This window comes from Candidatus Sphingomonas phytovorans (assembly GCA_029202385.1).
In the GTDB taxonomy this organism is placed as follows: domain Bacteria; phylum Pseudomonadota; class Alphaproteobacteria; order Sphingomonadales; family Sphingomonadaceae; genus Sphingomonas; species Sphingomonas phytovorans.
The window spans coordinates 1,805,955-1,828,685 of the sequence record CP119314.1 but is presented as its reverse complement, the minus strand read 5'-3'; the positions used below and the strand labels follow the sequence as shown (position 1 = coordinate 1,828,685).

Here is a 22,731-nt window from a genome sequence, read left to right as displayed (position 1 = left end):
ACTTGTTCCGGCATCCGTCGTGCAACAAGTGATGGCGTCGCTTGTGGATGGATGGACCCCGGAACAAGTCCGGGGTGACGAAACACTGGTGGTTATGCCGCTTCTTTCCCCCGGGCGATGGCGACGATGCCGGTGCGGGCGACCTCGATCAGCCCGACCTCACGCATCAGCGTGATGAAGGTGTCGATCTTCTCCGGCCCGCCGGTCACCTCGAACACGAAGCTCGACGTGGTCGCATCGACCACGCGGGCGCGGTAGACATCGGCGAGGCGGAGCGCCTCGATCCGGTGGTCGCCGGTGCCGCGGACCTTCACCAGCGCCAGCTCGCGCTCGACATGCGGGCAGAGCGCGGTGAGATCGGTCACCGAATGAACCGGGATCAGCCGGTCGAGCTGGGCGAGGATCTGCTCCATCACATGATCCGACGCCGAGGTGACGATGGTGATCCGGCTGACCGCCTTGTCGGAGGTCACGTCGGACACGGTCAGGCTCTCGATATTATAGCCGCGCGCGGTGAACAGGCCGGCGATCCGGGCAAGGATGCCCGGCTCGTTGTCGACCATGATCGCCAGCGTGTGACGCTTCGCGGTTTCTTCCTTGATGTGCATCTTAAATCCCCCTCCCGTTCACGGGAGGGGCCAGGGGAGGGCATGTCCCCCAAGCCGGGTTTCCAGTTGGGGACAGGCCCTCCCCCGACCCCTCCCGCAAGCGGGAGGGGAGAATTGCTGCGCTCATCGCCATCAGACCAGCGCCTTCGCCTCGTCGTCCATCTCGCCCGAGACTTCGGCGGCCTGGAGGATCATGTCGGTATGGGCGGCGCCCGAGGGGATCATCGGGAAGCAGTTGGCGAGCTTCGCCACCATGCAGTCGACGATCACCGGGCCGTCATGGGCGAGCATCTCGGCGATGCCGGCCTCGAGCTGGTCGGGATGCTCGATGCGGATACCCTTCCAGCCATAGGCTTCGGCCAGCTTCACGAAGTCGGGCAGGGAATCGCTGTAGCTCTCCGCGTAACGCGACGAATAGGTCAGTTCCTGCCACTGGCGGACCATGCCCATATACTGGTTGTTGAGGATGAAGACCTTGACCGGCAGCCTGTATTGGGTGGCCGTGCCAAGCTCCTGGATGTTCATCTGGATCGAGGCTTCGCCGGCGATGTCGATGACCAGCGCATTGGGATTGCCGAGCTGCGCCCCGATCGCGGCGGGCAGGCCATAGCCCATGGTGCCGAGGCCGCCCGAGGTGAGCCATTTGTTGGGCGCCTCGAAATCGAAATGCTGCGCGGCCCACATCTGATGCTGGCCGACCTCGGTGGTGATGATCGGCGACTTCTTCTGAGTTGCCTCCCACAGCGCCCTGATCGCGCGCTGCGGCATGATCTCGGTCGCGCTCTCCACGAAATCGAGGCTCTTGACCGCGCGCCAGCCGGCGATCCGGCGCCACCAGTCGGACAGATCGGGCTTCGGGTGGCGCCGCGCCTTGTAGACGCGGACCATGTCCTCGAGCGCATGGCCGACATCGGCGATGATCGGCAGGTCGACCCGGACATTCTTGTTCACCGACGACCGGTCGATATCGACATGCACCTTGCGGCTGTTCGGGCTGAACGCGTCGAGGCGGCCCGTAACCCGGTCGTCGAAGCGCGCGCCGAGGCAGAGGATCAGGTCGGCCTGGTTCATCGCCCAATTGGCTTCGTAGGTGCCGTGCATGCCGAGCATGCCGAGCCACTGGTCGGAGGTGGCGGGGAAGGCGCCAAGGCCCATCAGGGTCGAGGTGACCGGCGCACCGGTGATCCGCGCCAGCTCGCGCAGCAACTGGCTTGCGGCGGGGCCGGCATTGATGATGCCGCCGCCGGTATAGAGGATCGGACGCTCAGCCGCGGCGAGCATGTCGACCGCCTGCTCGATCAGCGACTGGTCGGCCTTGACCTGGGGGCGATAGGTCTTGTGCTTGATCGGGCCCGGTTTGACGTAGCGGGCGCTGGCGACCTGGACGTCCTTGGGGATGTCGACCACGACCGGCCCCGGACGGCCCGAGGTGGCGATGTGGAACGCCTCATGGATGATGTCGCCGAGCCGCGCCGGGTCCTTCACCAGATAATTATGCTTCGAGCAGTGACGCGTGATGCCGACAGTGTCGGCCTCCTGGAACGCGTCGGTGCCGATCAGCGCGGTCGGGACCTGGCCGGTGATGACGATCATCGGGATCGAATCCATCAGCGCATCGGTGATGCCCGTGACGGCATTTGTCGCGCCCGGGCCTGAAGTGACCAGCACGACGCCGGGCTTGCCGGTCGAGCGGGCATAGCCCTCTGCAGCATGAGTCGCTGCCTGTTCGTGGCGAACTAGGACGTGCTTGATCCGCTTGCTGCGGAACAGCGCATCATAGATCGGCAGGACGGCACCGCCCGGGTAGCCGAACACGACTTCCACGCCGAGATCGCACAGCGCCTCGACCAGGATATCGGCTCCGCTTTTCTCGGTCATTGCTTCTTTCCTACCTTTGCGACCCAGATGCGACGCAATATTGCTTCGCGAAGGGCGTCGTTAGTGATCGATAATTTGTTCGTCAAGCGCCTTGAAGGAATCTAGTTTCAAAATTGACCAGCAGTGCGCATGTTTCTGTCGCCATGTCGCGGTGCCACATAGCGGGAGGCTGGTTCCGAAACCATGTAAATTGTCGTTTGGCATATTGGCGGGTCGCCAATTGGGCCGCAGCCAGGGCTTCAGGCAGTGTCCGGGTGCCCGCAAGCATCGCGCCGATCTCCGGCACGCCGATCGCGAGACGGACCGGCGCGGTGGGGAGGATGTCGCTTCGCGCGAGCACGGCGCGGGCTTCCTCGATCCCGCCGCCGGCGAACATCGCCTCAAGCCGCGCGTCGCACCGCGCGAGCAGCCAGTCGCGGTCGGGAATCAGCACCGTCGCCATCAGATCGATCTCATGGCCGATCCCGCCGGTCTTTGCCTGCTGCCATGTCGCGAGCGGCCTGCCTGTCGAGCGAACGACCTCGAGCGCGCGGGCGACGCGGGTGGTGTCGGCGGGGGCGAGGCGGGTGGCGGCCGGAGGATCGAGCGCGCCGAGCATCGCATAGGCGGTGGCGACGGGCAGGGCGCGCACCTCCTCGCGGATCGCCGGATCGATCGGCGGTACGGGCGCGATGCCGTCGAGCAGCGTGCGCATGTACAGCCCCGTGCCGCCGGCCAGTATCGGGAGCAGACCCGCCTCGCGCGCCCGCTCGATCTCCACCTTCGCCTCGGCCGCCCAGCGCGCGGCGGAATAGATGTCGGCGCCGTCGACATGGCCGAACAGGCGGTGCGGCACACGGGCCTCGTCCTCGGAACCCGGCCGCGCTGACAGCACGCGCAGATCGGCATAGACCTGCGCTGAATCGGCGTTGATCACCACGCCGCGATGCTTTTGTGCGATCGCCATGGCGAGCGCGGACTTGCCGCTGGCGGTCGGCCCTGCAATGAGCGCCACGCGCGGCACCTTATGCGGCGGGGGAGACGTCATGTTCATCGCAACGCTGATAGCAGCGGGAAAGCTCAGCGGGGGCGATATTTCGGCCGCCCGGGACCGGCTCGACGAAGCGGGATGCCTGCCGGCTGCGCATGTGTGGCTTGACGAGGGATATGCCGCCGACATCATATTCGGCCTTGAGCCGGAGGCGGCGCGGACCGCACTCGAAGGCGTGTTTCAGGGTACCGACTTGGTGGTGCAGCGCGCTGACGGCCGCGTGAAGCGGCTGCTGGTCGCCGACATGGATTCGACCATGATCACCGTCGAGTGCATCGACGAATTGGCCGACTATGCCGGAATCAAGCCTCAGATCGCCGCCGTCACCGAGGCGGCGATGCGCGGCGAGCTCGATTTCGAATCAGCGCTCGATGCGCGCGTGGCGCTGCTCAAGGGGCTGGACGAAGGCGTTATCGCCCAATGCCTCGCCGAGCGGGTGACGATCATGCCAGGCGCGGTGGCGCTGATCCGAACGATGAAGGCACGCGGCGCGACGACCATCTTGGTATCGGGCGGCTTCACCCGCTTCGCCGAGCCGGTGGCCGAGACGATCGGATTCGATCGTGCGATCGCCAACCGGCTTGAAATCGCGGACGGGGCCCTGTCGGGGCTGGTCGCCAAGCCGATCGTGGGATCCGATACCAAGGAGCGTACCCTGCTTGAAGCAGCTGCCGACCTCGGCCTTCCGCCCGAGGCGACGCTGGCGGTAGGCGACGGCGCCAACGATCTCGCCATGATCAGGCGGGCAGGGTTGGGTGTCGCCTATCACGCCAAGCCGATCGTCGCCGCCGTTGCGGCTGCCCGGATCGATCACAACGACCTCACCGCGCTCCTCTACGCGCAGGGAATCAGTCGGAAGGACTGGGTTTCCTAGGCAGTGGTCGGACGCGGCTGCCGGCCGGGGAATCCGGTGACGATGGTGAATTCGTTGCCGCGCCCCTCGTTCACGGGGATCGACTGCGACAGATAGCCGTTCGCCGGATCGCGGACATATTGGAGATATCCGTCGGCCTCCTCGAAGGCGTTCTCGGCGATGATGAGCGTGCCCGGCCTGAAGCGTGGTTCGAGCACCTTGAGCACGTCGAGATACAGGCTGAATGCGCCATCGAGCAGGACAATGTCGATATCGCCCGCGATATCCCGGAGCGTCTCCCGGGCGTCGCCCAGGCGGATGTCGACAAAACCGGCAAGGCCGGCTTCTTCGAGATGTGCCCGCGCCCGGATCGCCTTGCCGGGTTCGAGCTCGGTTCCAATGAGCTTTCCACGCCCCATGTCGTGCAGAGCCGCAGCCAGATGAATGGCCGAAACGCCCATTGAGGTGCCGAATTCGACGATCAGCGCCGCATTGCACGCCCGGGCGCACATATAGAGAAACCGGCCGAAGTCGGGCGATATGTTGAGGAAGTTGCCGGCCTGCTCGCGATAGAGTTCGCGAAGGTCCCATTTCTCCGCCGCGATGACGTCAGCGATCATCTGATCGGGCGACGTATCGCCGTTCATGAAGGATTCGATCAGGGGGCGGTCGGCCTGTTCGGCCTCGGCGAAGAGCCGTTGAAGAACGACGGCCACGCGTCCTGTGCTCAAAATATCCAATTCGAATCTCCCGCGAGGTGAGCGGACGCCGAACGGCTTCGGGCGGCCCGCGCGTTCGCACCTAGGCGCTCGCGCGATTGGCTGCATCGCGCAAATGTGACAAACTATTCGGATATCCTGCCAATCATCCGGGCGAGCGAGGCCAGGCAACCGATGCCAATGCTGAACGACATCATGGCCTATTCGGACGACATGCTCGATCCGGACGAGATCCCCCGTCCGTTGGTCGCGTTCGGCGTGTCGATGGTCACGACGGGCGTGGAACTGCCCCATCACTGGCATCGCAAGGCGCAGTTGCTGCTGACGCTGCGAGGGGTCCTCATCTGCGAGGCTGACAGCGGGCTCTGGATCGTCCCCCCGCAATGCGCTGTCTGGATACCTGGTGGCGCGATGCATTCAATCAAGTTTTCGGGGACGATCGAAGGCTATAACGCCTTCATCGATCCGGCGTTGGCCGCTGGCCTGCCCACGGGGTGCTGCACGGTTGCCGTGACGCCGCTCTTGCGCGAGCTTCTGGTGGGCGCGGCCCGTTTCCCGGCCCTGTATCCGGAAGGCGGTAGGGAATCGCATCTGGCAACGCTGTTGATCGACGAGATCGCGGCGGCTCCCGTCGAGCGACTGCATCTTCCGATGCCGGCCGACCAGCGGCTGCGCCGGATCGTTGAGATGATGATGGCCGACCCGTCCGATCGCGGCACGGCGGAGATCTGGGCCAGGCGGGTGGGGCTCAGCGAACGGACGCTGGCCCGGCTCCTGGCGCGCGAGACCGGTATGAGCTTTGGCCGCTGGCGTCAGCAAATGGCGATATTGCTCGCGCTGCAGGGGCTGGCAAAGGGTGCCCCGATCAAACAGGTGGCGGCCGATCTCGGCTACGAAAGCGCCGGCAGCTTCGTCACGATGTTCCGCAAGGCGCTCGGCACGTCGCCCGGCCGTTATATGTCGAGAGTGCGCGGGGAGAGCATCCCAGGCGAATGAAAGGCGCGCTGCACCTCAGGGCGCGACCGGCACGCAGGGCGTCCTGGTCGGCCTTACTGCGTTGCAGACCCGGGCCGCGTCAGCCGAGGACGCCAGTGGCCCCGCCTGAAGCTTGGTCAGGGTGCCGGTACGCACCAGAAAGGGCTGGAGGCTGGCCAGCGCGCTGACCTGACCCTTGAGCTTGCCCCACAAGGCGGTCGCATTGCCTTCGTCGCGGAACGCGCCGAACTGGATGCGCCAGCCGCGACCGGCGACGGGCGGCCCGCTGCGGCCCGGCTGTGGCGCCGTGGTGGCGACGGCCTGTTGCTGTGGCGGCGGACGCCGCGTCGGGACATGGGCGACGACCGGTGGCGGCGGTGCGAACGGCTGCGGCGCGTCGACGTTCGGCTGTGCGCCGCGATGCTGGTCGTAGGAAGAGGGCGGTAGATCGGTGCCCCGCATCGCGACCTGGCTGCCCTGGCCGGTGATCTCCGGCGGCAGGACCGGGCGCTGCGCCTCGGCTTCATATTGGCGGGCGAGCGCAAGCCCCTTCTGACGATCGGCGGCCGGGATATATTGATCCATCTGCGCCTGGACCTCCGACGCGCGGGGCTGGCCCTGCGCGGCCGAGCGGACGAGCAGGGCATAAGCGCGCGGCCAGTCGCGCGCGACGCCATCGCCATTGTAGAGCATGGTGCCGAGCACAAGCTGCGCGCGCGGTTCGCCGCGAGCGACCGATTTCTCGAGCCAGGGGAGCGCGTCGGTGCGCTTGCCGTTCTGGAAGAGGATCAGCCCGTAATTGGCCTCTGCCTCGACCTGGCCCTGCAGCGCTGCCTTGCGATACCAGCTTTCCGCCATCGCCATGTCGACGGGCACGCCGCGGCCGAGCTTATAGGCCTGGGCGAGGTTGAACTGTGCGTCAGCGTCTCCCGCGATCGCGGCGGGGCGCCATTCGTCGACTGCCTTGCGATACTCGCCCCGGCTCCAGGCATCGACGCCCGCCTTGACGTCGGCAAGGGCAGGTGACGCCACCGCGATAATGACGCCGGCAAGGCCAAGAGCCGCCGGCAGGTACGCCTTGCGCATGATGCCTCCAATCCCCGCTACGCTACAGGGGTGATAATGCCCTCTATCCGGCATTTGGCAAAGATTCCGTTAGGGAGTTTGTGTCGGCCGGGGACTGACCTGGCCGTCCGGAAGGCTCGTTAACCGCTTCTTGACGTCTCGCATGGCATTCAACCTCCTCGAATAGCGGGAGTTGAAGGGGCACATGCGCGTTCTCGCGATGGCATCGCAAAAAGGCGGATCGGGCAAGACGACCTTGTCAGGGCATCTGGCCGTCCAGGCTCAATTGGCCGGGGCCGGCCCGGTCGTGCTGATCGATATCGATCCCCAAGGGTCGCTGTCCGACTGGTGGAACGAACGGCACAGCGAATATCCCGCCTTCGCCCAGACCACGGTCGCCCGGCTCGCCGCCGACCTGGAGGTGCTGCGCCAGCAGGGCTTCCGCCTGGCGATGATCGATACGCCGCCCGCCATCACCATGGCGATCCAGAGCGTGATCGCCGTCGCCGAACTGATCGTCATCCCGACCCGCCCGTCACCGCACGACCTGCGCGCCGTCGGCGCCACCGTCGACCTCTGCGAACGCGCCGGCAAGCCGTTGCTGTTCGTCGTCAACGGCGCCACGCCCAAGGCCAAAATCACCTCCGAAGCCGCCGTCGCGCTGTCGCAGCACGGCACTGTCGCCCCGATCACCGTCCATCACCGCACCGATTTCGCCGCCTCGATGATCGACGGCCGGACCGTGATGGAAGTCGACGGCAATGGCCGGTCGAGCCAGGAAATCCAGGCACTCTGGACTTATATCTCCGACCGCCTCGAGAAGAATTTCCGCCGCACCGTGTTCGCGGCGCCAACGGCCGCGCACGGCTATGCCGCGCAGCGTCCGGCAGCAGGCGGCTTCGGCCGCCGTGTGGTGGGGTGATCCGATGACGACGTTCGGACAGCCCAAGCCGCTCGCTTCGCTCTCGTCGACGCTGCTCGCCCGCAAGGGGCAGGCTCGTCCGGCCATGCGGCCACAGGGGTTCGGCGGCTTTGGCGCCATCCCCGGCGCGCAGGACGATCTCGGCTGGAACGATATGGGGCATCCGGACGGCCATGGCGCCGAGCCGGCCTATGCGCCGCCGGCCGCCGTGCCGCCCGTTCTGCGCCAGCGCGAGGCATTGCAGGAGGAGTTCGAGGCACCGCTGCCGGTCGTAAGGCGCGCGATCGAGCTTGAGCCTTCCTACGAGTACGAGCCGGCCGATGAGCCGGAGGACAGCTACGAGCCCGAACCCGCATATGAGGCAATGGAGCTCGAGCCGGAACCCGCCGCCGAGGTCGAGCCCGAGCCCCAGCCCCAGCCAGAGTCCCAACCCGAGCCAATGTCGGTACTCGCCGTCCGGACCGCGAAGCCTGCGCCGGTTGCGCCGGCTCCTGCTTCGCCGGTTCCCGTCTCGCCAGCCGCCATCTCGCCAGCCCCCATTTCGTCGGCGACCGCCGCGCGTATCGGGCGCGAGACATTGGCCAAGCAAGGCAAGGCCGCCTTCACGCTCCGCCTCGACCAGGAGCGCCATCTGCGCCTTCGTCTTGCGAGCGCGCTGCACAATTGTTCGGCCCAGGTCCTGGTGACTCAGGCGCTCGACAGCTTCCTGCACTCTCTGCCCGAGGTGGAAGAGCTGGTCCGCCAGCTGCCGCCGCGCGCGACACGTTGATTTGAACAGGGGAATTCCGATGAAGACCCGGGCGATCGTCACTCTTGGGCTCGGCGCGCTGGTGGCGTGCGGCGCACTGGCCGGCATCACCTCGCATGGCGGCATTGCCTTTGCCAGCGCGCGCGACGAATCGCGCGCCGAGCGCAAGGCAGCCGCCGAAGCCGGCAAGGCGCAGGCGGCGCTCGCCGGCGGCAGGCCCGAGCAGGCAGTGGCCCATGCCGAAGCCGCGGTGGGCCTCCGCCCGCAGGTGACGAGCTTCCGCGTGCTGCTGGCCAACAGCTATCTCCGTGCCGGTCGTTTCGATTCAGCGCGTCAGGCCTTTGCCGATGCGATGACGCTCGATGCCAGCAACGGCAAATTGCCGCTCAACCTCGCCTTGACCCAGATCGCCACGGGCGACTGGAGCGGCGCGCGCCAGACGCTCGATACGCACAAGGACATCATTCCGGTCAGCGACCGCGGGTTGGCCATGGCATTGGCGGGTGACCCCGCCGGTGCGGTCGAGATGCTGAATGCAGCGGTGCGTACCCCGGGGGCCGACGCCAAGACCCGGCAGAATTTCGCGCTCAGCCTCGCGCTTGCCGGCCGCTGGCAGGATGCCAGGATGATGGCTGCCGTCGATCTGGCGCCGGCCGAGGTCGATCAGCGGATGACTCAATGGGCGACCTTTGCCCGCCCGAAATCAGCCTATGACCAGGTCGCTTCGCTGCTCGGCGTCACGCCGGTGCGCGATCCCGGCCAGCCGACCGCGCTTGCGCTGAACGCGACGTCGGGTGTCGGGCTCGCCGCCCTTGCGCCGGTCGATGCGTTCATGCCCGGCCAGGCCGAGAATGCCGCCAAGATAGCGCAGGAGATGGGAACGCCCGTTCCCGCCGCCGCGCCGGTGCCCGATGCGGGCGCAACGCCTGCCCCGGCGCCGGTCGAGGTTGCCTCGACACCGGCGCCTGCCTTTGCCAGCGTGGTCTTTGGCCCGCGCGAGGAAGTCGTGCAGCACCTCCCGGCCAGTGTCAGGGAGCCGGTGTCGCGTCCCGCTCCGGCGTCCGAGGTTTCAGCCCCGGTCCGCGTGGCGAGCGCGACGGCCGCGCCGCGCACCCCGGCCAAGGGCAGCTTCTTCGTCCAGCTCGGCGCATTCGAGAATGCGGCGGTGGCCAAGAATGCCTGGACCCGAGTCACGCGCAGCAATGCGAGCTTCGCCGCGCAGACGCCTTCGGGCATGAGCATCACGTCGAAGGCGGGCACTTTCTATCGCCTTTCGGTCGGCGGTTTCGCCCGCGGTGAGGCAGATGCGCTGTGCCGCAGCTACAAGGCCAAGGGCGGCAATTGCTTCGTCCGCGCCCATGCCGGCGATCAGGTCGCGCTATGGGCACATCCCGCCGGCCGGCAGATGGCTTCGCGCTGATTTCGTCGCCGGGCGGGCGATGCTCGTCCTACATTGCCAGACCTGAACGGCGGGGCCTTTTGGTTTCCGCCGTTCTTTGCATCCAGAGTGTCCTGGTTGTGCCGCGACACGGCTTCGCGATCCGGCTCGAACGGGTCCGCGCGAGTATAGTGAATGCAGTTGTCGCCCCGAACCTGTCCCAGGCGGCGCCGTTCCGCAAACCGGGTGGCGAGGAGCGTGCGGGACAGTGGATGCCGGAACCAGTCCGGCATGACGGCTGAAGCTGGGCCGGATCGACATTCACGTTATTGGTGCGGTTGAATCGAAGAGAATTGTTCGCGCGGAGGGCGCAGAGAACACGGAGTTCGTTTTCGATCTCTATCAGCCTGCGCTGATGAGTTCCCCGTTTGCGAGGCGCCCTCGCCATCGCAAACCGCCGAGTTGCTGGGCGCAGCTTCTTCTCGGCGTCCTCGCGCCCTCCGCGCGAACCATTATCTTGCGCTGCCCACGGGTCGGTTTCGAAACACTATCCGCAGTCTTGAGCGCTAGCGTAGTTCACTGCCGCCCTTGAACAGGCGAAGCACCTTGCCTTGCACCGGTAGCTTGTCGAACGGCGTGTTGCCGGCCTTCGCGACCATGCGATCAGTATCGATCTGCCACGGCGCTTCCCAGTCGAGCAGCATGAAGTCGGCGGGCGCGCCCGGTGTCAGCGTGCCTGAATCCAGCCCCAGGATCTTCGCCGGATTGGCGGCGAGCAAGGCGAACAGCCGGTCGATCCCGATCACCTGATCGCGGACCAGCCCGAGCGACAGCGCGAGCAGGGTCTCGGCGCCGGCCATGCCCGCGGAGGAATCGGCGAAGGGCAGGCGCTTTTCCTCTGGCCCGCGCGGATCATGGCCCGAGCAGAGGATGTCGATCGTGCCGTCAGCGACCGCCGCGAGCGCCGCCTGACGATCGCTTTCGCTGCGGAGCGCGGGGGAAAGATGCGCGAAGGTGCGGAAATCGCTCATCGCATTGTCGGACAGGAACAGATGGGCAGGGGTGATGCCGCAGGTCACCGGCAGGCCGCGCGCCTTGGCGCGGCGGACCAGGTCGAAGCCGGCTGACGTCGTCACCTGGCGGAAGTGGATGCGGGCGCCGGTTTCCTCGGCGAGCAGCAGGTCGCGGGCGATCGCCAGTGCTTCGGCGGTGGCCGGCGCGGAGGGCAGGCCGAGACGGGTCGCGGTCTCGCCCTCGGTCGCGACGGCCGAGCCGACGAGCCCGGCATCCTCGGCATGGGCGATGACGGTGAGGTCGCAGTCACGCGCATAGGCGAGCACGCGGCGCATCACGCCTGAATCGGCGATCCAGCGACGGCCGGTGGCAACGGCACGGGCGCCGGCATCATGGGCTATCGCCATTTCGGCCAGGTCAGTACCGGCCAGGCCGCGCGTCGCGGCGGCGATCGGATGGACCCAGATGTCGGGCTTGCCCATGTCGGCGGCGCGCTGGATGATCCCGGGGTCGTCGAGCACCGGCGACTGATCCGGCATCAGCCCGACCCGCACGATGCCGCCGGCGCGGCACGCCGCCTTGTCGACGGAGAAGACGCCGAGATCGATGATGGCGGGCGCGACGAGGACCGAGCGGCCTAAGGTGGCGCAATCGGTGAGGTCGGCACCCTCGGGTATCGTGCCGGCGCCGGTCGAGACGATCTTCTCGGCATCGATCACCAGTGTTTCAGGACCGCCTAGCTGCGCACCGACCAGATGGGCGTTGGAGAAGGCGCGGATCATGCCCAGCCCTCCACCTTGCGGGCTCGTCGCGTCAGCACGTCGAGACAGGCCATGCGCACCGCCACGCCCATCTCGACCTGCTCCGTGATGGCCGATCGCTCGGCATGGTCGGCAACGTTCGAATCGATCTCCACGCCGCGGTTCATCGGGCCGGGATGCATGACCAGCGCATCGGGCCTGGCCCGGGCGAGACGGTCGAGCGTCAGGCCGTAGCGCATATGATATTCGCGCATCGAGGGGACGAAGCCACCCGACATGCGCTCGGTCTGGAGGCGGAGCATCATGACCACGTCGGCACCGTCGAGCGCCGCGTCGAAATCAGTGAAAGGTGTCACGCCCATCCGCTCGATCGCGGCGGGCATCAGCGTCGAGGGGGCGCAGACCCGCACCTCGGCGGCGAGCGCCGTCAGCGACAGGATGTTGGAACGGGCGACCCGGCTGTGCAGCACGTCGCCGCAGATGACGACTCGCTGGCCGGCGACCGACCCGCGGCGGCGGCGGATGGTCAGCGCGTCGAGCAGCGCCTGGGTCGGGTGTTCGTGGCTGCCGTCGCCGGCATTGAGCACCGGGCAATCGACCTTGTCGGCGATCAGCCGCACCGCGCCCGAGCTCATATGGCGGATGACGATGACATCGGCGCGCATCGCGTTGAGCGTCATCGCGGTGTCGATCAGCGTCTCGCCCTTCTTCACCGAGGATTGGGCGGCGTGCATGTTGACCACGTCGGCACCCAGGCGCTTGCCGGCGATCTCGAACGAGAGAAGCGTGCGCGTGCTGTTCTCGAAGAACGCGTTGATCTGGGTGAGGCCTTCGAGCCGCTTGTCGCTTTTCGCCCGGCTTCGGTTCGCTTCGACCCATTGTTCCGCTTCGTCGAGCAGGAACATGATTTCGTGGGGCTGCAATCCGTCGATCCCGGTCAGGTGCCGGTGCGGAAAAACGGCGCTGCCCTGGATGAGGGTCGCGGGGCGGTGATCTGAGGCTGGCATTAAAGGGATCGGGTAGCGAGGGTAGGGGCGGGGCGCAAGATGGATGGACCGGGATCGGCGCTAAGCCTAGAATAGAGCGGCGCGGGGGGAGCGACGATGCGGGAAATCTTGAGGATAATCTGGCGCGGCTTGCGTAATGTCGGGCGCTTTTCCGGGCGCGACACGCTGGCGCAATTCTGGGTTTATGCCGGAACGGTGATTGGCTTGAGCATGCTGGCGATGTTTGCCGCGATGGCGCCGATGATGACGTCCACCATGGCCAAGATGCGGCAATTTGCCGTCGAGCATCCCGATCAGGCAAGGGTCACCTCGGGCCCGGGCAGCTATTCGATCTCGATCGAGGGCAATCATCCGGAACTGATTCCGGATTTTGCGGGGCTGGTGACGGGACTGTCCGTGATCTTCGGCGTCGCTCTTGTCCTGGTGGCGAGCGCCGTGGCGCGCCGGCTTCATGACCGGGGCAAGGGGGGATGTTGGGGTCTGCCGGCGGCGATTTTCCTGATGATCGGTCTTGGGATGATGCCGCGCGTCTTTGCGAGTTTCGGGAATGGCACGGGAGAGCCCGATCTGAGCCTGTTCGGCATGCTGGTGATCAACAACATGCTGTATCTCGCGTCGCTCGGGTTATTGGTGATCCAGCTTGTGCTGGATGGCACCAAGGGGCCGAATCGCTTCGGCGAGGATCCGCGCAAGTCCGGAGATGCTATTTGATCGATCGCACCCCGATCACCTTGAGATAGTCGATCCGGGTCGCGGGCGGCACCTGCATCTGCAATTGCGACCAGCGGCCGGGCAACCAGGCGCAGCCATGCGGGTCGGTCTGCGGGCCGATCGGCCCGATCTTCACCGGGAGCGGCTTGATGACCTCATAGGTGACGACGCGGTCGACCTCCGGTTTCCAGGCATAGCGGACCGCGAGATAGCGGCGGACGTCGCGGACGCTGGCGACATCGTCGAACGTTCCGAACCCGCCGGGGCTGGTTTCCGGCTGGCCCTTGCTCACCGCCATCTGGAAGCGGACGCCAACCGCCAGATCCTGCTCATGGGGGGTGAACCAGTTGGGCCAGGGATCGTTGCCGGTCGTGATCGCCTGGTAAGCGGCGGTCGCCTCGGCATCGGTGGCGTAGCGCCAGCGCTGTTCCTTCCACCAGATTCGGCCGGGGCGGGACTCGATCGACTGGATATCGCACTTGGCGGCCGAAGAGGCGTTGGCCGGGCGATCGACCCCGCTGGCGGCGCAGCCGCCCAGCAGGGCCAGCGACAAGGCCGCAACGAGTGATCTGCGTGACGTGCTGATAAGGATCGACTGCATGATGGAGCCCCCCGACAACCACGGACATGATACGCCGGAAAGGCTCAGTCGCCAGCATAACAACGTTCAAACCGGCGGTTTCGCCGGGCCCGGGGGCAGGGCTGTATCTACTGAAGGATCGGATCAGTGTCCGCCGGGCACGAACGCCTGTGATATGAGCGGTTCGATGTTGTCCTGCTTTTCCGCCGTCGCGCGCAGCGATGCCAGCAGGGCGGCGGCCACGACCATCGCGATGCCCGCGATGAGGAGAGCGACATCATATCCGCCCGTTGAATCGTGCAGGCGGCCGAACCCGACGATTCCGATGGCCGAACCGAACAGCGACAGCATGAACAGGCTGCCGAAGATCTCGCCATAAGCGCGAAGGCCAAACAGGCGGGAGACGAGATAGGGCAGCAGGTCCTGCTCGGCGCCGTTCATCAGGCCGGCGAAGAATACGGCAACGAGGGCGATCGCGAGGCCGGGGCTGTCAGTGAAAAGCACCGCGAAGCCGGCCGCGGAAACGAGGCTGACGAGTGCCGCCAACCGGTTCGCAGGGAAGATATCGACCAATGCGCCCATGCCGAGCCGTCCGACCACTTGCGACAGCGCATAGGCCGAGACGAGCATGGCAGCACCACCGACGCCCAGGGCGCGATCCATCCCGAAGGGGACGAGCTGGGTGACAAAGCCGATCGTCGCCATGTTGACCAGCGCGATCGAGAGCGCCAGTCGCCAGAAAATCCCGGTGCGGCGGGCGGCGCGGCCGGTCAGGCCGGGATGGTCCGGTACGGGCACGCCGGTGACGCTGATCGGCTCAAGCCGGGTCGCGCGTATCGCCAGCAGCGCGAGCGGCAAGCCGGCCAGGATCGCCGCACCGGCCAGCAACAGATAGCCGGAGCGCCAAGTCGATACCGCGATCACCCAGGCGATCAGCGGTGGCAGCAGCAAGGTCGAGACCGACAGGCCAGCGGTGGCGACGCCCAGGGCGAAGCCGCGATGCCGGTCGAACCGGCGCGCGATCAATTTGCCGAACACCAGGGCGCTGATCCCCGGCGCCGAGAGGGCGAGCAGCGCGACGCCGATCTGGAATTGCCACAGGGCGCCGGTCATCCCCGCGAGCCAAGCATGAGCGCCGCCGAGGACGAGGGCCGACCCGATCAGCACCGGGACCGCCCCGATGCGATCGACCAGTCGCCCGATGAACGGGGCCGACAATGCCCCGAGCAGTCCGATTCCCGCCGCGGTGGAGATGTCTCCGCGCGACCAGCCGAAGCTCGCCTGCATGCCGGGCACGAACAGGCTCGACAGGTTCTGGTAGAGTCCGGGCCCGGTGGCGAACAGCGCGGCCGAACCGGCGACGATCGGCCAGCCGCGTCGCCATTCATGCTTTCCGTCGGTCGTGGGCTGATTTGCTGACATGTTTGTCAGTATGGCGGAGGCCCGCCGAACCGCAACCCGTTTTCCGCGTCGTTTACTGGTTGTTGAGTGGCCATGGTGCGTGGCGAGCACGTTCGCCGAGCCCGCTCAATTCATCATTGGGGTCGTGCGTGTGGACGGACAGAATCCTGATAGCGCGGCCCGTGCAGCGCTGCCGAGAAACATTTTCGCTTCGAATTTCGTGTTGCGCTGCGTCGCAGCAACATGTAACCAAATCGAACCTGTTGGGGAGTAGCTTCCGGTATCTTTGCCGGGATCGCGTCAACATAATCGCTCGTTGTTCGGGCGTGGTGCGATCAGCGAATTTCATCGCCTAGCGAGACCAGCGCAATCCTTCCCCGGGCCGGCCGGGTTGGATGCGCGTCTCGTTGTCCGGCGGAGAAGGTAATGACCCCTGGTGCAATTGCTCTTTTGTCGATGAGCATGTCAACCGACGCACTGGCAGCGGCGGTGGGCCGCGGTGCCTCCAATCGACCTTCATTCATCAAGGCCGTGCGCGCCGGTGCTGTATTCGGTGTGATCGAAGCGCTAACACCCATCATTGGTTGGTCCCTCGGCCTGGTCGCAGCCAGTTTCGTTCAGCAGGTCGATCACTGGATCGCCTTTAGCCTTCTCGGCATTGTCGGCGGTAAAATGATAATCGACGCGGCTTGGCGTCGCGAGGAGGAAGCTCCGGCTTTGTCAAGATCTGGTGCGTGGGCGCTAATCGCCACAGCCATCGGCACGAGCCTGGACGCTGCCGCAATCGGTGTTGGTCTGGCGTTCATCGGTGTGAACATCTGGGTAATCGCGGCGAGCATTGGCCTGACGACGTTTTTGTTCACCACCGTTGGGATGCTGATCGGCAGTGTAGTCGGATTGCGGTTCGGCAAATGGGCTGAGATTGTCGGCGGCATCGTCCTTATCGGTATTGGATCGGGAATCTTGTTAGAGCATCTCGGATTGCTGAACATCGCGGCTTGATGATCCAGTAGGCGCGTTGACGGTACGCCCGCCTCACGCGGTTCGTCGGCCCCGGAACCGGTCGCCAACACCGGTAGGCCGTTGTCGCCCCAGTTGCGGCCATTCAACGATTCTGTGACGTTGTCTAAATGCGGTCACTACACTTTTTGCTGATGAGTGCCCTCGCGGTTGCATCATGTGCTTCGAAACCGGTTCACATAACAGCGGATCGCTGCTGGTCTGTATCTGTGGGCGATAAGGTGGAGGGTACCGCGGTCCTCGTTGCCTATGCAGGTAACAAGTGCATCGAGTGTGGGGCTTCTGTACGAGGGCGGAACTGTCCCGCCGTCGGCTTTGCGACTGCTGGTGATGCCGTGGATCAAGCCTACGATCGCATCGTGCATTCAACACCTGCGAGTGACCTTGGTTTTGTGCAGCGGGTCGTATTCCTATCAGGCGAGGTCATTCCGAATGGAGCGACAGGTAAGCCAATGATCCGCGCGACCCAGTTGCGGGTCGCGAGAGTGGATGACAGCTAAGTCGTAAGCGCCGCCGGAAAAGAGACTGTCGCCTATCCACCCATCTATCCCCGCTTGGGCCTTTGCCAAGACCGGTGTCACAGGGGTCAGATTTCGACCACTAACCGCTCACCAGTGCATCGATCGCCCCCTGGAGGATGTAGGCGGCGGCCATCTTGTCGACCCGTTCGGCGCGCTTGGCGCGGCTTACGTCCTGCTCGATGAGCGTGCGCGTCACGGCCTGGGTCGACCAGCGTTCGTCCTGGAGGAAGATCGGCAGGCCGAGATCCTCCATGTTGCGGGCGAAGGCGCGGCTCGACTGGCTGCGCGGGCTCTCGCTGCCGTCGGTCAGGTTGAGCGGCAGGCCGATGACGATGCCCTTCACGTGCTGCTCGGCGATCAGCGTCGCGAGCGCTGCCTTGTCCTTCTGGAACCTGGTGCGGCGGATCAGCAGGGCCGGGCTGGCGAAGCTCCACCCCGCGTCGCACAGCGCCGTCCCGATCGTCTTGGTGCCGACGTCGAGCCCGATCAGCCGGCCGCCGCCGGGCAGGGCATCGCGGAAGACGGCGCGGTCGGTGGTGATCATTTGACGCCCCTGAACGCCGCGAGGCGCCGGGCGGCATCGGCGCGGACATTCGCCCAGAACAGGCTGTAATCATAGACATGGTAGTTGTTGCCGGGCAGCACATAATTGCCGAGATCGGGCGGCGTGCCGATCATCAGCAGGCCGCGCCCTTCGCACCGCGCGGGAACGCGGCCAGGTTCGATCGTTGCGCTGCCGAGGTCCTTGGCCGGGATCAGCGTGCCGAGATTGGCGGTCGCGGGCGCGTCGGCATTCGCCGTGCCGGTGATCGGGTTGGTGCAGATGATGGCGGTGTCCTTGCGGGGCGTGCCGGTCAGGCCTGACGTCGCGTCGAACGTCTCGAAGATCAGCGACGGATCGGCGGGTTCGGCGAAGCTGAGCCAGGAAAGGACACATCCCGACTGATCGGCCGTCGCGCATTCGGGCAGGCCCATGCCCGGCAGGTCGGCTGTCCTCGATACGGGCCAGCCGACGACATAGGCGGCCACGATCCGCTTCGCGAGCGGGGTGCCGGCGATCCGGTCGCGCAGCAATCGGCTTAGGTGGAACGCGCCCTGGCTGTGCCCGGCGAGGATGATCGGGCGGTCGGCGGCCTCCTTCAGGAACTGGTCGAAGGCGGTCGTGACGTCGCCATAGGCGAGGTCGAGCGCCTTCCCCGCTTCCGGCTTGTTGGTCAGGAAGGCGCCGAACGTCGCCTGGCGGTAGCGCGGTGCCCAGACCGCGCCGGATTCGTTGAAGGCGCTGGCCTGGGCGCGCAGGAACAGGTCGGCGACGGCGTTCGCCTCGGGATCGTCGAGCGGGGCGTTCCAGTGCGCGCCGTTCATGTAGGAGGTCGGGTGGATGAAGAAGATCGCTGCGTCCGGCGCGGCAGCGGGCTTGTAGCCGGCAGGTGTCCAGAGCGCCGGGTTGCCCGGGCGGTCGGGCCGCGCGATCCACATCCCCGGATCGGCATAGGCCTGGGCCTTGACCGGTGCCTGCGCTTCGAAGGGGGCGGTGGGGATTTTCGACCAGCGGATCAGTTGCGCGCCGAACAGGGCGAAGACAAAGCCGGCGGCGACCACCAGCATGATCAGGACGGCGAAGGCGTAGAGGAATTTCCGGGCCAAGGCCTCTGTTCTCCAGAATGTTCAGCGAAGCGAAGGCCGCGGCGGCCCTGGGCGGATTCCGTGCAACAGGAACGCGACGCTTGCAATCGGCTTCGGTCCCGCGCTCAATCTGGACGGGAAGGGCGCGTGATGTCGATCGGGCAGATCGCGACCGGCGGGTGCGCCGCCGACCTCCGGCAGGGGGCGGCCATGTTTCCATGCGAGGGTGGAAGGGGATAGTCGATGCTGGATCCGGAGCAGGAAGCCGGGGAGCGCGCGCATTCGGCGTGGCGCCTGCGGCCGGTATTTCTCGCGGCACTCGGCGTAGTCGCCGCGATCGCGATCCAGCAACTGGTCGATCGCGGATTCGGCTATGGTCGTTCCTATGTGCCGCTCGAAAGCTGGCGGATTGCGCTGTCGGTGGGAATCGGCACTGGCGCGATGGCATTCGGTTTCGGTGTGGAGCGGGTGCGGTTGTTCTGGGCGGCTGGCTTCGCACTGCTGGCCGGCGCGATGGCGGCCCTTGTCTATTACTGGAACGGGGGACAGTCCGGCTGGAGCGATTTCGGCGACTGGCGCTATGCCAGCCTGTTCCTCTCGATCGCGATCGCGGTACCCTTGTTCCAGACGGCACGCGACGAGGGTGGGTGGCGTTTCCCCTATCGCGACGTCCATGGCCATGCCTGGACCAATGTCGTCCTCTGGTTCGCGTGCTGGATCTTCGTCGGGATCGTTTTCGCGCTCGCCTGGCTGTTGGCCGCGCTGTTCGACCTGATCGGCCTGCATCTCATTCGGGAAATGCTCCGGCGCGACTGGTTCGCGGCCGGGCTGGCCGGGGCGGCGTTCGGCGGCGCGCTCGGGCTGTTTCGCGAGCGCGACCGGATCGTGCGGTTGCTCCAGCGTGTGGTAACGGCCGTGCTGGCGGTCCTTGCGCCGGTACTAGGCGCCCGGCTGCTGCTGTTCCTGGTCGCCTTGCCGTTCACCGGGCTCGGCGCGCTGTGGGAAGCGACCAAGTCGACCACCCCGATCCTGCTTGGATGCGTAATCGGCGCGCTGATCCTGGCCAATGCGGTGATCGGCAATGGCGAGGATGAGGAGGCGACCAACCCGGTGCTGCGCTGGGGCGCGATGGCGCTCGGGCTGGCGATGCTGCCGCTTGGCGTGATCGCGGCGATCGCGACCGGCCTTCGCATCGCGCAATATGGCTTCACGCCGGATCGGCTCTGGGCGCTGGTTTTCGTGATGCTCGCGACGGTCTATGGCGTGGCGTATCTGGTGGCGCTCGGGCTTGGGCGGAACGGCTGGGCGGCGAGGGTTCGTCCGGCGAACCTGCGCATCGCGTTCATCGTCACGGCGGTCGCGTTGTTCCTTGCCACGCCGATCCTGAGTTTTGACGCCATCTCGACGGCGGATCAGGTCGCAAGGCTCGAATCGGGCAGGATCGCGCCCGACAAGTTCGACTGGGCGGCGCTCGGATTCGATTTCGGTAATCCGGGCAAGGCCGCCGTGAAGCGACTGGCGGCATCGAAGAACAGCGAAATTGCCAATCGGGCGAAACAGGCGATGAAGGCAGGCAACCGGTACGGTGTCGAGGATATCGACAGGACCCGGAAGGTGGCAAACGATCTCGCCAGACGCCTTCGCTTGCTACCCGCTGGGACTGCCGTGCCGGAAGGGTTGAGGACGCTTCTGACCGATTGGAGTGCTTGTGGGGAAAGCAAATGCACCATGCTTTACTCGCCGGGTGCCGTGGCGGCTGTCTTGATAAAGGATGGCTGTGTCGAGGGCGTGGCGCGGGATCCGTCGCCGCGCGATATGAAATTGCCAGGGCTCGCGATGGGTTCCCGATGCGTGATCCGGTATGCGCGCACGGGCGATACGTGGCGCCTGGTCGTTGATGGCGACATGGCACGCCCTGACGCGGCTGGCCGCGCTGCGCTCAAATCGGGGATGGCTGACGGCAAGGTGGAGATACGCACCGTGCCGAGCCGCAGAGTGTTCATCGGCGGCGTTCCGGTGGGTGAACCCTTCGAATAGGTTGCGCGTCGTGGCCGCGCTCTGCTAGCCGCGCGGCCATGTCAGTCGATATCGCAACCGTGAAGAAGATCGCGAGCCTTGCCCGCATCGCGATCACCGAGGACGAGGCCGCGCGCATTGCGCCGGAACTCGACAACATTATGGGCTGGATCGAGCAACTCGGCGAGGTCGACGTGACCGGCGTCGAGCCGATGACCGCCGTGATCCCGAACCATCTGCGCCTACGCGACGATGTCGTCACTGACGGCAATGTCCGCGATGCGGTGCTCTCCAACGCGCCCCAGGCGGAGCATGGCTTCTTCGCCGTGCCGAAGGTGATCGAATGATGATCGCACGGCGGCATTCGATCATCCCGGCGCAGGCCGGGATCCAGGAATCAAAAGCATGACCGAACTGACCGATCTGGGCGTTGCCGCCATCCGCGACGGTGTGCGCTCGGGCGCCTTCTCGGCGCGCGACGTGGCTGACGCATTCGTCGTCAAGGTGAGCAAGGCCAAGGTGCTCAACGCTTTCCTGGTCGAAACGCCCGACCACGCCATCGCCGCCGCCGATGCGGCTGATGTGGCGCGGGCGGCGGGCGAGACGCTAAAGCCGCTGGCTGGCGTGCCGATCGGCATGAAGGACCTGTTCTGCACCAGGGGTGTGGCCTCGACCGCGGCGAGCCACATTCTGGAAGGCTTCACGCCGCCTTATGAGTCAACCGTCTCCGGCAAGCTGTGGGATGCGGGCGCCGGCATGCTGGGCAAGCTCAACATGGACCAGTTCGCGATGGGCTCGTCCAACGAGACCAGCTATTTCGGCAATGTGATCTCGCCGTGGCGGCGGGCAGACGGTGGCAACGCACCGCTGGCACCGGGCGGGTCCTCGGGCGGTAGCTCGGCGGCGATCGCGGCACGGCTGTGCCCGGCGGCGACCGGCACCGACACGGGCGGTTCGATCCGCCAGCCAGCCGCCTTTACCGGCATTGCGGGCATCAAGCCGACCTATGGCCGCTGCTCGCGCTGGGGCGTGGTGGCGTTCGCCTCATCGCTCGACCAGGCCGGGCCGATGGCGCGCGACGTGCGCGACTGCGCGATCATGCTCGAGGCGATGGCCGGCTTCGACCCGAAGGATTCGACCTCGCTCGATCTGGCAGTGCCGAAATGGGAGGCGGGCCTGTCCGCCAGTCTCGCCGGCAAGCGCATCGGCATCCCGAAGGAATATCGTGTCGACAACATGCCGGCCGAGATCGAGGCATTGTGGCAGCAGGGCATCGACTGGGCACGGGACGCGGGTGCGGAGATCGTCGAGGTTTCCCTGCCCCACACCAAATATGCGCTGCCGGCCTATTACATCATCGCGCCGGCTGAAGCCTCGTCGAACCTCGCCCGGTATGACGGCGTGCGGTACGGCCTGCGCGACCTGCCCGATGGTGCGAACCTGCAGGACATGTATGCAGCGACCCGCGCCGCCGGTTTCGGCGACGAGGTGAAGCGCCGCATCATGATCGGCACCTATGTGCTCTCCGCCGGCTTCTACGACGCCTATTATACGCAGGCGCAGAAGGTCCGCACCCTGATTGCGCGCGATTTCGAGCGGGCCTGGGAAAGCTGCGACCTGTTGCTCACGCCGACGGCGCCGTCCGCTGCGTTCGCGCTGGGCGAGAAGAGCGCCGATCCGATCGCGATGTACCTGAACGACGTCTTCACCGTGCCGAGCTCGCTCGCGGGCCTGCCGGCGATGTCGGTGCCGGGCGGCCTCGACAAGGCAGGATTGCCGCTTGGCCTGCAGATCATCGGCAAGCCGCTTGACGAACAAGGCGTGCTGAATGCGGGCCTCGCGCTGGAAGAGCGCGCGGGCTTCGTCGCGCGGCCGGAGGCGTGGTGGTAGACGGTATT

At 66.2% G+C, this 22,731-nt stretch carries 21 protein-coding genes and 1 riboswitch; of the genes, 10 read left to right on the top strand and 11 right to left on the bottom strand.

All coding sequences use genetic code 11. The annotated features are described in order from the left end of the window. Positions 1 to 92 precede the first annotated feature (92 nt). From ilvN to miaA, 3 genes are all read right to left on the bottom strand, one after another. Positions 93 to 608, bottom strand: a complete 516-nt coding sequence (gene ilvN, locus P0Y59_08395) for an acetolactate synthase small subunit (protein WEK01678.1) — start codon at positions 606 to 608, stop codon at positions 93 to 95. Between the two features lie 132 nt (positions 609 to 740). Beyond that, complete coding sequence (locus P0Y59_08390; GenBank protein WEK01677.1) at positions 741 to 2,486, bottom strand: acetolactate synthase 3 large subunit; 1,746 nt, start codon at positions 2,484 to 2,486, stop codon at positions 741 to 743. 82 nt (positions 2,487 to 2,568) lie between these two features. After that, the gene (miaA, locus tag P0Y59_08385; protein WEK01676.1) at positions 2,569 to 3,519 is read right to left on the bottom strand and encodes a tRNA (adenosine(37)-N6)-dimethylallyltransferase MiaA; all 951 of its coding nucleotides are present in this window, start codon (positions 3,517 to 3,519) and stop codon (positions 2,569 to 2,571) included. Here miaA and serB point away from each other — a divergent pair. Beyond that, positions 3,512 to 4,390 (top strand): phosphoserine phosphatase SerB, encoded by an 879-nt coding sequence (gene serB / locus P0Y59_08380; GenBank protein ID WEK01675.1) that lies wholly within the window; start codon positions 3,512 to 3,514, stop codon positions 4,388 to 4,390. The two genes, miaA and serB, sit on opposite strands and share 8 nt — an antisense overlap. On the opposite strand, the gene P0Y59_08375 is transcribed toward serB, so the two are convergent. Next, positions 4,387 to 5,196 carry a class I SAM-dependent methyltransferase gene (locus P0Y59_08375; GenBank protein WEK01674.1) on the bottom strand — a complete coding sequence of 270 codons (810 nt, stop codon included), beginning with the start codon at positions 5,194 to 5,196 and terminating at the stop codon, positions 4,387 to 4,389. The genes serB and P0Y59_08375 overlap by 4 nt on opposite strands. Before the next feature lie 9 nt (positions 5,197 to 5,205). Between P0Y59_08375 and P0Y59_08370 the strand changes: the two genes are divergently transcribed. Then, a complete protein-coding gene (locus P0Y59_08370) occupies positions 5,206 to 6,084 on the top strand; it encodes a helix-turn-helix transcriptional regulator (protein ID WEK01673.1) in 879 nt (292 codons plus the stop codon). 15 nt (positions 6,085 to 6,099) lie between these two features. On the opposite strand, the gene P0Y59_08365 is transcribed toward P0Y59_08370, so the two are convergent. Beyond that, positions 6,100 to 7,149, bottom strand: a complete 1,050-nt coding sequence (locus P0Y59_08365; GenBank protein WEK01672.1) for an SPOR domain-containing protein — start codon at positions 7,147 to 7,149, stop codon at positions 6,100 to 6,102. A 184-nt stretch (positions 7,150 to 7,333) separates the two neighbouring features. Here P0Y59_08365 and P0Y59_08360 point away from each other — a divergent pair, with 184 nt between their 5' ends. Genes P0Y59_08360 through P0Y59_08350 form a run of 3 tightly spaced genes read left to right on the top strand, consistent with a single transcriptional unit; the run spans position 7,334 to position 10,218 of the window. After that, positions 7,334 to 8,050 carry a ParA family protein gene (locus tag P0Y59_08360; GenBank protein WEK01671.1) on the top strand — a complete coding sequence of 239 codons (717 nt, stop codon included), beginning with the start codon at positions 7,334 to 7,336 and terminating at the stop codon, positions 8,048 to 8,050. A gap of 4 nt (positions 8,051 to 8,054) precedes the next feature. After that, positions 8,055 to 8,819, top strand: coding sequence for a procyclic acidic repetitive family protein (locus P0Y59_08355; GenBank protein ID WEK01670.1), 765 nt, complete (start codon positions 8,055 to 8,057; stop codon positions 8,817 to 8,819). Between the two features lie 19 nt (positions 8,820 to 8,838). Beyond that, complete coding sequence (locus P0Y59_08350) at positions 8,839 to 10,218, top strand: SPOR domain-containing protein (protein WEK01669.1); 1,380 nt, start codon at positions 8,839 to 8,841, stop codon at positions 10,216 to 10,218. A gap of 524 nt (positions 10,219 to 10,742) precedes the next feature. On the opposite strand, the gene P0Y59_08345 is transcribed toward P0Y59_08350, so the two are convergent. Together P0Y59_08345 and P0Y59_08340 are read right to left on the bottom strand one after the other, a co-directional pair. After that, entirely contained in the window at positions 10,743 to 11,972 is a 1,230-nt protein-coding gene (locus tag P0Y59_08345; GenBank protein WEK01668.1) for a dihydroorotase, read from the bottom strand. Then, positions 11,969 to 12,958 (bottom strand): aspartate carbamoyltransferase catalytic subunit, encoded by a 990-nt coding sequence (locus tag P0Y59_08340; GenBank protein ID WEK01667.1) that lies wholly within the window; start codon positions 12,956 to 12,958, stop codon positions 11,969 to 11,971. Before P0Y59_08340 ends, P0Y59_08345 begins: the two co-directional genes overlap by 4 nt. Positions 12,959 to 13,054: 96 nt before the next feature. On the opposite strand from P0Y59_08340, the gene P0Y59_08335 reads away from it, so the two are divergent. Beyond that, positions 13,055 to 13,669 carry a DUF805 domain-containing protein gene (locus tag P0Y59_08335; protein WEK01666.1) on the top strand — a complete coding sequence of 205 codons (615 nt, stop codon included), beginning with the start codon at positions 13,055 to 13,057 and terminating at the stop codon, positions 13,667 to 13,669. On the opposite strand, the gene P0Y59_08330 is transcribed toward P0Y59_08335, so the two are convergent. Both P0Y59_08330 and P0Y59_08325 read right to left on the bottom strand, forming a co-directional pair. Then, positions 13,662 to 14,270: a hypothetical protein gene (locus P0Y59_08330; protein WEK01665.1), complete on the bottom strand. Its 609-nt coding sequence runs from the start codon at positions 14,268 to 14,270 to the stop codon at positions 13,662 to 13,664. The two genes, P0Y59_08335 and P0Y59_08330, sit on opposite strands and share 8 nt — an antisense overlap. Before the next feature lie 123 nt (positions 14,271 to 14,393). Further along, positions 14,394 to 15,671 (bottom strand): MFS transporter, encoded by a 1,278-nt coding sequence (locus tag P0Y59_08325; protein ID WEK01664.1) that lies wholly within the window; start codon positions 15,669 to 15,671, stop codon positions 14,394 to 14,396. Between the two features lie 238 nt (positions 15,672 to 15,909). Further along, a riboswitch (yybP-ykoY riboswitch) is annotated at positions 15,910 to 16,073 on the top strand. 3 nt (positions 16,074 to 16,076) lie between these two features. Here P0Y59_08325 and P0Y59_08320 point away from each other — a divergent pair. Continuing rightward, complete coding sequence (locus P0Y59_08320; protein ID WEK01663.1) at positions 16,077 to 16,652, top strand: manganese efflux pump MntP family protein; 576 nt, start codon at positions 16,077 to 16,079, stop codon at positions 16,650 to 16,652. A gap of 618 nt (positions 16,653 to 17,270) precedes the next feature. Here the strand turns inward: P0Y59_08320 and ruvX are convergent. Beyond that, positions 17,271 to 17,735, bottom strand: a complete 465-nt coding sequence (gene ruvX, locus P0Y59_08315) for a Holliday junction resolvase RuvX (GenBank protein WEK01662.1) — start codon at positions 17,733 to 17,735, stop codon at positions 17,271 to 17,273. Next, positions 17,732 to 18,838, bottom strand: coding sequence for a DUF3089 domain-containing protein (locus P0Y59_08310; GenBank protein WEK01661.1), 1,107 nt, complete (start codon positions 18,836 to 18,838; stop codon positions 17,732 to 17,734). Before P0Y59_08310 ends, ruvX begins: the two co-directional genes overlap by 4 nt. A 222-nt stretch (positions 18,839 to 19,060) precedes the next feature. Between P0Y59_08310 and P0Y59_08305 the strand changes: the two genes are divergently transcribed. Genes P0Y59_08305 through gatA form a run of 3 tightly spaced genes read left to right on the top strand, consistent with a single transcriptional unit; the run spans position 19,061 to position 22,723 of the window. Beyond that, positions 19,061 to 20,854 (top strand): DUF4153 domain-containing protein, encoded by a 1,794-nt coding sequence (locus tag P0Y59_08305; protein WEK01660.1) that lies wholly within the window; start codon positions 19,061 to 19,063, stop codon positions 20,852 to 20,854. Positions 20,855 to 20,892: 38 nt separating this feature from the next. Further along, positions 20,893 to 21,180 carry an aspartyl/glutamyl-tRNA amidotransferase subunit C gene (locus P0Y59_08300; GenBank protein WEK01659.1) on the top strand — a complete coding sequence of 96 codons (288 nt, stop codon included), beginning with the start codon at positions 20,893 to 20,895 and terminating at the stop codon, positions 21,178 to 21,180. A 58-nt stretch (positions 21,181 to 21,238) separates the two neighbouring features. Next, positions 21,239 to 22,723 (top strand): Asp-tRNA(Asn)/Glu-tRNA(Gln) amidotransferase subunit GatA, encoded by a 1,485-nt coding sequence (gene gatA / locus P0Y59_08295; GenBank protein WEK01658.1) that lies wholly within the window; start codon positions 21,239 to 21,241, stop codon positions 22,721 to 22,723. Positions 22,724 to 22,731: the final 8 nt, after the last annotated feature.